The organism is Bacillus sp. Medicinal_06, assembly GCF_056711665.1.
Window position 1 is genome coordinate 1 of record NZ_JBWYHD010000035.1, and the last position, 9388, is coordinate 9388.

At 32.6% G+C, this 9388-nt stretch carries 9 protein-coding genes and 1 pseudogene; 5 read left to right on the plus strand and 5 right to left on the minus strand.

Annotation, left to right across the window (positions count from 1 at the left end):
• Window positions 1-231 precede the first annotated feature (231 nt).
• The 3 genes from AC1M36_RS27945 to AC1M36_RS27955 all read left to right on the plus strand — a co-directional run bounded on the left by AC1M36_RS27945 (window position 232) and on the right by AC1M36_RS27955 (window position 2120).
• Window positions 232-624, plus strand: a complete 393-nt coding sequence (locus AC1M36_RS27945) for a hypothetical protein (protein WP_479846489.1) — start codon at window positions 232-234, stop codon at window positions 622-624.
• A 74-nt stretch (window positions 625-698) separates the two neighbouring features.
• Window positions 699-1334 (plus strand): Type 1 glutamine amidotransferase-like domain-containing protein, encoded by a 636-nt coding sequence (locus AC1M36_RS27950; protein WP_336454289.1) that lies wholly within the window; start codon window positions 699-701, stop codon window positions 1332-1334.
• A gap of 99 nt (window positions 1335-1433) precedes the next feature.
• Window positions 1434-2120, plus strand: coding sequence for an IS6 family transposase (locus tag AC1M36_RS27955; protein ID WP_479846490.1), 687 nt, complete (start codon window positions 1434-1436; stop codon window positions 2118-2120).
• Window positions 2121-2227: 107 nt separating this feature from the next.
• Here the strand turns inward: AC1M36_RS27955 and AC1M36_RS27960 are convergent, their stop codons facing one another.
• From AC1M36_RS27960 to AC1M36_RS27980, 5 genes and pseudogenes are all read right to left on the minus strand, one after another.
• A complete protein-coding gene (locus tag AC1M36_RS27960) occupies window positions 2228-3436 on the minus strand; it encodes an MFS transporter (RefSeq protein ID WP_174103708.1) in 1209 nt (402 codons plus the stop codon).
• A 129-nt stretch (window positions 3437-3565) separates the two neighbouring features.
• On the minus strand, window positions 3566-4234 hold the full coding sequence (locus AC1M36_RS27965) for an HD domain-containing protein (protein ID WP_336454556.1): 669 nt from the start codon (window positions 4232-4234) through the stop codon (window positions 3566-3568).
• Between the two features lie 47 nt (window positions 4235-4281).
• A complete protein-coding gene (locus AC1M36_RS27970) occupies window positions 4282-5292 on the minus strand; it encodes a Gfo/Idh/MocA family protein (protein WP_479846491.1) in 1011 nt (336 codons plus the stop codon).
• A 711-nt stretch (window positions 5293-6003) separates the two neighbouring features.
• On the minus strand, window positions 6004-6732 hold the full coding sequence (locus AC1M36_RS27975; RefSeq protein ID WP_479846492.1) for a helix-turn-helix domain-containing protein: 729 nt from the start codon (window positions 6730-6732) through the stop codon (window positions 6004-6006).
• 180 nt (window positions 6733-6912) lie between these two features.
• A pseudogene (locus AC1M36_RS27980) lies at window positions 6913-7605 on the minus strand (IS6 family transposase).
• Window positions 7606-8307: 702 nt separating this feature from the next.
• Here AC1M36_RS27980 and fabZ point away from each other — a divergent pair.
• Window positions 8308-8745: a 3-hydroxyacyl-ACP dehydratase FabZ gene (gene fabZ, locus AC1M36_RS27985; protein WP_479846493.1), complete on the plus strand. Its 438-nt coding sequence runs from the start codon at window positions 8308-8310 to the stop codon at window positions 8743-8745.
• A gap of 142 nt (window positions 8746-8887) precedes the next feature.
• Window positions 8888-9388: IS6 family transposase (locus AC1M36_RS27990; protein ID WP_479846494.1), on the plus strand; the 501-nt coding region annotated here is incomplete at its 3' end.

Genomic DNA, 9388 nt, shown 5'->3' on the forward strand with positions numbered 1-9388 from the left:
AGTAGCCGACGGCTACTAAAATAATATCTTTCCTGAATTGTTTTCCTTTAAAATATCCCATTTATGATTCTCCTCACTCTGTTTTGCAAAAGTTTAGCTTAGTTTTAAAAACTTTGCAACAGAACCAAGAAAGCAAATTTAAATGTAATAAGTATCTCTAAATATACAAAACATCCTGAAATGAGAGATGGCTTGGTAACATCTATAGACCACAAGGTTCATGGTGGGATAATGGCACAACCATTTTATAATGAAGATAATTTATATATTAAAAATTACGGAATGCTAAATGTTGATGCAGTAATAACAAATTTCAGTCCACTCAAACTGGAAAAGGTTCTAACGGTAAATGAATTTGAAGGTTTAAGAAATAGGATTGATATTGGTGGACCACTAATGTGTATGACTGCTAGGAAAGCATTCATTAACACCTTGTTATTGACAAATCCAAGTGATTATTTAGATGTAATTAAAGAACTAAATGGAAATGATGGCCTTGTCTCATTAGGATTAAGAACAAGACTTTTAAAAGAAGCTAATAAAATGTTATTTGAATACAATCAGTCTATTGATAAATTTTATGAGAATATTGACGTAAATATCCTGGTGAATTCTTATAAATAATATCAGATTACTATTTTTATTTGTTTAATAATCAAAAATGTATGAATAATGTCTGATAGAAAGTAGGAGAGTTTATGGGAAGATTTATATTCTTGAGTGATGTTGAGAATGTGCATTCTAAAATCAACAATTATATAAAAGATAATATTGATAATAAAAAAAAATCAGTTGCATATTTAAGAGCGAAATCTGATGAAGAGAACAAGTACTTTGCTAAAGTAAAGAATTACTACAATAGTATTGGTATTGAAGAAATAAGATATTTTGATCTCGATAAAAATTATTCTGAACAGGAGATTAGTAACATTTATAATTATTCTGCTATTCATTTGTCGGGTGGTAATACCTTTCAATTTTTGGATAGATTAAAAGAGAAAAAGATGATACAACCTTTAATAAATTATAGTGAAAATAAAGGACTTTTAATTGGTGTTAGTGCTGGTAGCATTATAATGACTGAAGAAATTTCTGTAGCAAATTATCTTGATGAGAATCATGTGAAGTTAGATTCTTTTGATGCATTAAATTTTGTGGATTTCGCATTTTTACCTCATTACAATATTTTAAACAAAGATAGTATTAATTTTAAGTTGAGGGAATACTCAAAAAATAACAAAAAGATTATTTACGCATGTTGTGATGGCAGTGGAATCATTGTCAATAACAAACAAATTGAGTTAGTTGGAGAAGTGGTAGAATTCAGTTTTTAGACTAGTCTATTTTTAGTAAATAATAAGAGGATAGGTTCTGTTGCAAAGATTTCTAAACTGAGATAACCTGTAGAAAAAGTGTGAGCAGGAGAATGATATATGGGGTATTTTAAAGGAAAACAGTTTAAAAAGGATATTATTTTGGTAGCCGTGGGCTACTATTGTCGTTTTTCTTTAAGCTATCGTGATGTATCTGAAATCTTGAAAGAACGTGGTGTTTCGGTTCACCCAACAACCATCATGCGCTGGGTTCATGAATATGGAAATCTTATCTATCAAATTTGGAAGAAGAAAAATAAAAACGTTCCATTATCTTGGAAAGTAGATGAAACCTATATAAAAGTCAAAGGAAAATGGTGTTATTTATATCGTGCAATTGATAAAGACGGGCACACATTGGATATTCAACTTCGTAAAAAACGGGATCATCAAGCTGCCTATGCCTTTATGAAAAGATTAGTCAAAACGTTTAGAGAACCAGCGGTTCTCACTACAGACAAAGCACCAGCATTACTTTGCGCATTTAACAAATTAAGAGAACAAGGTTTTTATATACATACAACTCATTGTACAAGCAAGCATTTGAACAATCTCATTGAACAGGACCATAGGCATGTGAAGCGACGTTTTTCCAAATCCGCAGGATTTCAAAATCTTCGCCACGCTTCCCGTACCTTGAAAGGCATCGAAACCATTCATGCTTTATATAAACGAAACCGAAGTCTTGGCTCAGACTTCGGTTTTTCGACATACAATGAATTACAGGAGCTACTAACAATCGCATAAAATGTACAACTTTTTGTTGGCACCACTTAACCTTAACAAAACTTCGCAACAGAACCCGATTTTTTAATTACACCATCATATTTCCAATCCGTGTAAGGTCTTTTTTATTATTTTACTGCTTCTACTTCATGTGTAGCCGTCCCATGATGGGGTATTTCCTGTTTTCTAGAGAAAAACGCTGCCAAAATAACGAGAAGCACACCGATAGAAGATAATACTCCGAAATAGAAATACACATCAAAAACATTTTTTGTTTTATCTAACGTTACTCCGCCTAGATACGTGAAAGACATTGTACCGAGTCCATTAGCAAAGGCCCAAAATAGAGAATGAGCTGTAACCTGCACTTCTTTTGTTGTCACTTTGTTAACAAACTGCGTACATAATACCACGAATAAACCAATTGCAAGACCGTTTAACGCTAAAAGTGCCATTACAATATTATAATCCGGATTTAATCCATAATACAGCCAGCGTAATGAGACCAATACACCAGCTACGATAATTAATAATGATAAACCCAGTTTTTTCGTAAGAAAATTTGATAAAAACATCGCAGGCGCTTCAAATCCCGCAACAAGTAAAAAGGAAAACCCTACGCCCATAACGCCTCCGCCAATTTCTTTAAAGAACATAGAGTAGTATGTATTATTGGCTTGATGAGATCCGAAAATAAGAACCCCAGCTATTGCAAATAGGAGAAATCCAGGCTGGGAAGCAATTTTCTTTAAGTCTTGTAAGAAATTCGTTTTTACACCACTACTTTTATGAATGATTGGTAATGGAATAGATACGAGTAAACAACATAACATCAGTAAGGAGTATACATATAAAATCATATTAACACCCCAGTAATTCGTTAGCGCACTACTTACCCAACAGAAGAATGCATAACCTAATGCACCCCAGGCACGTAAAAAACCATATTCTCTTGGATCTTGAATACTCTCTAATGAGACACTATCAATAATAGGAGAAATTGCTACATTAAAAATGGTAAGAAGGGTAAACATAATTAATAAATACGTAAATGTGTGATTAAAAGATAAAAATATACTGCATAGTGACGTTAAAATCAAACTACCTATAAGAATGACCTTCGTTAGTTGAAATTTATCACAAATAATGCCCCAAATTGGCTGGACAATAATATGCACAAGTAAACTAATCGATATAATTTCTCCAATTTGGAGTACACTTAACTTTTGTCCTAAGAACCAAATAGAAATCATTGGATAAAACGAACCAAATGCTCCAAAATACGCAAAATAAAAGATGCATAAAGACAACTTTGTTTTATTCTCAAATAAGCTCATGTAACGTACCTCACATTTCATATAGTAAAACGCCATGGTATAGACCGATAGGAAACAAGAACCACAGTTCTTTTGTATAAACACAAAAAATACTGTGGTTCTTGTATGGTTTACCTATTTATTCTATGATTATCGTTTGGCATCCCATTCAGCATAGAACTGATCTAAGTATGTCTCTAAAAATGCATGTCTACCCTCTGCCATTTCTTTTCCTGCAGCTGTATTCATTGTATCTTTTAGTTTCAATAATTTTTCATAGAAATGCATGATGGCTGTATCTTTACCTGAGCGGTATTCCTCTAGAGTAAGATTTTCTCTTGGCTTCATGTCAGGGTGGTGAATTGGACGACCTTTGAATCCAGAGTAGCACATAACACGAGAGATACCCATTGCGCCCATTGCATCTAAACGGTCAGCATCTTGCACGATTTTTCCTTCTAAAGTACTCATGACTTTTTTAGAAGTTCCGCCTTTAAATGACATTGTAGTAATGATTTCTAAAATATGAGCTGCAGACTCTTCGTCTATCCCATTTTCGCTCATCCAGTTCTTTACTTTGTTCACGCCTGTTTCTTCATCTTGATTTAATTTTTCATCTGCAACATCATGTAATAATGCAGCAAGTTCCGCCACATAAATATTTGCATTTTCTTTTTTTGCGATTGTTTTTGCCATTTCCGTTACACGATGTACATGCCACCAGTCATGACCGCTACTATCTCCGCCTAGTTCTGCAAGTACAAATTCTCTTGCCGCTTGAATGATTTCTTCTTTAGAAATATTTAGATTTGTTCCCATGTTCCTAATCCCCTTTTGATTGATAGTTAGATTGTTAATTTGGTTGATTATTTCATACTTACTAGTTCTTTTTGCTCTAGTACAACGGATTGTTTTTCAACCACTGATTGGTAAGCTCCGTCACATAAGAGTAAATGATCAAGATGTGAAGAACCATCTTGCATTATACCATTTTTAATATTCTGAATAAAGTCGTCAATCTGAGTCCGAATTGGAAGATCCCAACTTCTATCACTTTCAATTATTTCCCCTGTTGTGCCATCAAGATTCAGGCGAGTTACTTTTGTTCTTGTAATGTGGAGTACACCTTTAGAACCGTGAACAAACAATTCTTCTTTTTTCGGTTGCGTCGCTCTAGATAAATTTAAATTTCCTAGTGCTCCACCGTTTGTTTTAAATGTAAGAATGGCAGTGTCTTCTGTTTCGTATGTGACATCTGGTCTAGCTGTGTTAGACATGTAAGCGTGCACCTCTGCAGGCAATCCAAAATACCACACAATGAGGTCTAAAACATGGTATCCCATATCTAATATTGCTCCGCCTCCTGCGATATCCTTTACACCTCTCCAGCCGAAGTCGTATGGACCACCATTAAAGGTGTATTCTCCTCTAATTAGAAAAACATCGCCCAGCGAATCTAACATTTCTTTCGCTTTTACATAAGAATTGTGATTTCTTCTTTGCGTTAAGGTAATCACCGATCTCTTATAATGGTTAGACGCTTGCACAATTTGCAAACCCTCGTCATAATTACAAGCTAATGGCTTTTCCTTTAATACGTGCAATCCATGAGATAAGGCATATAATGCAATATCTTTATGCAGGTTATGCGGGACACAGATAAACACTGCATCTAATTCACACTGGTCAATCATTTCTTTATAATCAGTAAAAACTTCTGCATCACTTAGATAATCAGGTAAATCTTCTAAGATTTTTAGATTACTATCACAAATTGCTGTGATGACACCATATTTTGTATGTGTTACATGTTCCGCCTGTTCTTTTGCCTGGCCACCCAGACCGACAAAACCAACTTTGAATAACTTTTCTCCCATAGTATTAATTCCCCTTTTAATACTGAATTTGAATTGCAACCAAAAGCCGAATTTGTCACCCACCTACACGTATTATTTTTTCAAAATAGAGAATATTTAAAAAGGACCACTTAAATATAGAACATGTTGGTAAAAAAATCAATAGTTTTCCAAACTAATATTCTGAAAAATATATTTATAAATGAATTTCTGATAATTCTGTTAAATAGCCAAAAAGTCTGTTGTCATGCCTCTTCATCGAATTAATCACTCACCAATCATTTAGTATTTATTTTAAAATTTAAGTGAAATGCTGATAAAATCTGTAAAACCCTAGAAAATAGTCAGGAATTTAATCATTCACTAATTACTTTATCCCTAAAATACCATTTTACTTTTACAAATTACTAAGTAAGTAAATAAACAAAAGCAGATTACTATGTTTTAATAGTAATAATTTATCTTTGCCATGATAAAAATTAGGAAAACCAGATAAAAAGTAAGGGCATCTTTCTCAAGATTTATCACATAATTGTTGAGAAACAGAAAAAGATACTACCTTTGCACTGAGCTAAAAGGGGTACCACCCCACATCCATCAACTTAAGGGTATATTTGGTTCCGGTGCAAAAAAAGACCACTTCAATATGGGTGGTTTTTTAATTATTTTATTCTTGTGGGATAAATCATTTATGTTGTACAGATAATAAGCATTAAATATCATTTGTTTTTCCTATGAAAATTGTATTTGAACATTTTTATGAAACGATATAACATTTATGTTTTTCAATATCTTCATATAAGAAATAGCCTTTTGATAATATAAACATGCTTTTTCAAATTTACCTTCCTTTTGATAACAAGTTGCTAAATCAACATAAAATATAGATAATTGTTTATTATTTTTTTGAGCAAAATATAAATAATTTTGATATAAGAATAAAAAATGTAATTTAGGATATTTTTTTGTAGATTTTAAACCTTCATGTAACACCCTTTTAGCCTTATTAATTTCTTGTTTATTAAAAAGATAAATCATATCATCGTACAATTTTTCTAATTTAAATATTTCTAAGTCTGCCGTATTATTTTTGATTTCCTCTAATCTTTTATATAATGATTTTTTAATGTTACGACTTGGAACTAGCTTATTATTTTCAATTTTACTTAAATAAGATACTGTACATATTCCATAACATAGGACTTTTTGTGTAATCCCATGTTCTAGTCGTTCCTTGAGAAAGAATTCTCCTATATTTTCATTCTGATTTGCGCTATTAGACTTCAGTACCTCCATTCGCTCTGAAAATAATTGTATCATCTCTGTTTTAACCTTAATTTTATTATTTTCAATAAGGCTTAAATAAGATGTTGTGCATATTCCGTCACATAATTCTCTTTGAGATAAATTATATCTTTTTCTAAAATTACGAATTTTTTCGCCAATTGTATTCAATATCATATCCTCCCTATAATTTGGAATTTATTATAAATTCCAAATTATATACTTTCGTTGACATATCGTAATCATCTTCTTTTCTTCTTTATTAGAACAAATTTCAATATATATTCTGAAAATTGTTCTGGTGCAAAAATAAAATGAAAACTAATAAAACGTATATATTCCTAACAGACTTGTATTTTATGCTACAAGTTCAAACAATTGATGGATGAATTCTTTCTGATTTTGCACAGACTGGTCCTGTAAATCAATCTGTTCTTTTTTAATCATATGCATAGCCTCTACTCCAGAAAGAATGGATGTAGCTGTATCAAAGCATTTGAACTCTAGCATAGAACGGATTCGTTTCTTTATAAAGCGATGATCTTGTTCTACTATGTTATTCAAGTACTTTTGTTGTCTAAGTCGCATACTGTTAGGTATGCTTTTTTCTTTTTTCAACTGTTCAATTGCTATAGGATAAGCTGGATTATTATCAACTGTTATCACGCGAGGTTTTGAAACATGAAAAGCCCGCAACGCTTTCTTGAAAAAGCGCTTTGCAGCCTTCTGATCTCTTGTTTTGCTTAGGCAAAAATCGATTGTGTTTCCTTTCGAATCAACAGCACGATACAGGTACATCCATTACCCTTTTACTTTGATATATGTTTCATCGATTCTCCAGGAGTTATTTGTTTAAGGTAGCGTCGGATCCGTTTATCCAATTCAGTGAACCCAACGCATAATCGTTGTATGAGAAATGGATAAACCCCGTTCCTCCATCATTTCCACTAAATCACGAAAACTAAGATTGTACCGTAGATACCATCTTACCGTTAATAAGATAATATCAGGTTGATCGTGCTTCCATTTGAACAAATTTTCCTTTGTCATACCGATCACACACCTCTTTTAGATTAATAATATCAGTATGTCTAAGATTTATAGATTTATTATCATTATATTGAAGTTTTTGCACCAGAACCAGTCCTTGTCTGCCAAAAAATGCACTCACATTAGAGTGAGTGCTCTGAAAAAAGTTGAGACTCCTCCATGGGGCACAATCTTTATAAGGAGAGTTTTCTACTAGAAACGTATCTTTAATTTATAATGAATACTACAAAATCTAATCAAAAAGAACATAATTTTACAAAAAAAATATCAAGTATTAGAAAATTCATTTTAGTCCAAAACCTCAAGATAACTGCATTGAATCTCTCAACTTCGTGTAGCTTTGTAATAAAGTTTGATCAAAAAACTCTTACAAATCCACATTCTGTGTTACACAAAAAGATTCCATTTTGAAAAAAGATCGATCAAAATAGAGTCTTTCTTTGTGACTGGATGTTTAATTTTTATAAAAAAGTTTGATCATTTTCTACCTGTGCTGCTATACAATCGCGCCCGTTTGTGGAATATGAGTTTTCACCAATGGCTGTAATTTTTACTTTTGACAGAATTTGTTTGTCCCCTTTACTATTTTAATACTTAATTTTATAATTTAATATCATGACCAGGTACTAAAAACGTAAATAATTTGAAATGAAAATACTGGTGATCAAATGCCAAATGTGAAAGTATAAAGGAGAGGGATTTATGTTCAATACTCAACAAATTAAAGAAATTATTCCACATCGTTATCCGTTCTTATTAGTTGATCGTATTCTTGAAGTAGAGGAAGGAAAACGCGCAGTCGGAATTAAAAATGTTACCGCTAATGAAGAGTTCTTTAATGGTCACTTTCCAGATTATCCAGTAATGCCGGGTGTTCTAATTGTAGAAGCGTTGGCACAAGTAAGTGCAGTTATTATGTTAATGAAAGATGAAAATCGAGGAAAGATTGGGTTGTTTGCTGGTATTGACCGTTGTCGGTTCAAGAAACAAGTCCACCCTGGTGATCAATTACGTTTAGAAGTAGAAATAACCAGAGTTCGTGGTTTAATTGCAAAAGCAAATGCTGTTGCTACAGTAGATGGAGAAGTCGCTTGTGAAGCAGAAGTTACATTCGCTCTTTACAACGATAAAAAAACTTAAAGATTTATTATCATCTTCACCCTCTTTTCTATAGAATTTACTCTTAGATAAAAAATCACCTCTTAGGAGAACAATAGGTTCTGTTGCAAAGATTGCTAAACTGAGATAACCTGTAGAAAAAGTGTGAGCAGGAGAGTGATATATGGGGTATTTTAAAGGAAAACAGTTTAAAAAGGATATTATTTTGGTAGCCGTCGGCTACTATTGTCGTTTTTCTTTAAGCTATCGTGATGTATCTGAAATCTTGAAAGAGCGTGGTGTTTCGGTTCATCCAACAACCATCATGCGCTGGGTTCATGAATATGGAAACCTTATCTATCAAATTTGGAAGAAGAAAAATAAAAACGTTCAATTATCTTGGAAACTAGATGAAACTTATATAAAAGTCAAAAGAAAATGGTGTTATTTATATCGTGCAATTGATAAAGATGGACACACATTGGATATTCAACTTCGTAAAAAACGGGATCATCAGGCTACCTATGCCTTTATGAAAAGATTGGTCAAAACGTTTGGAGAACCAGCGGTTCTCACTACAGACAAAGCACCAGCATTACTTTGCGCATTTAACAAATTAAGAGAACAAGGCTTTTATATACATACAACTCATTGTACAATCAAGCATTTGAACAATCTCATTGAA

What these genes read in the sequence shown, in the direction of transcription:
- AC1M36_RS27955 (WP_479846490.1), top strand. Translation starts at nt 1,434, where the DNA reads ATGGGGTATTTTAAAGGAAAACAGTTTAAAAAGGATATTATTTTGGTA.
- AC1M36_RS27945 (WP_479846489.1), top strand. Translation starts at nt 232, where the DNA reads ATGGCACAACCATTTTATAATGAAGATAATTTATATATTAAAAATTAC.
- AC1M36_RS27970 (WP_479846491.1), bottom strand. Translation starts at nt 5,292, where the DNA reads ATGGGAGAAAAGTTATTCAAAGTTGGTTTTGTCGGTCTGGGTGGCCAG.
- AC1M36_RS27965 (WP_336454556.1), bottom strand. Translation starts at nt 4,234, where the DNA reads ATGGGAACAAATCTAAATATTTCTAAAGAAGAAATCATTCAAGCGGCA.
- fabZ (WP_479846493.1), top strand. Translation starts at nt 8,308, where the DNA reads ATGTTCAATACTCAACAAATTAAAGAAATTATTCCACATCGTTATCCG.
- AC1M36_RS27950 (WP_336454289.1), top strand. Translation starts at nt 699, where the DNA reads ATGGGAAGATTTATATTCTTGAGTGATGTTGAGAATGTGCATTCTAAA.
- AC1M36_RS27960 (WP_174103708.1), bottom strand. Translation starts at nt 3,436, where the DNA reads ATGAGCTTATTTGAGAATAAAACAAAGTTGTCTTTATGCATCTTTTAT.
- AC1M36_RS27975 (WP_479846492.1), bottom strand. Translation starts at nt 6,732, where the DNA reads ATGATATTGAATACAATTGGCGAAAAAATTCGTAATTTTAGAAAAAGA.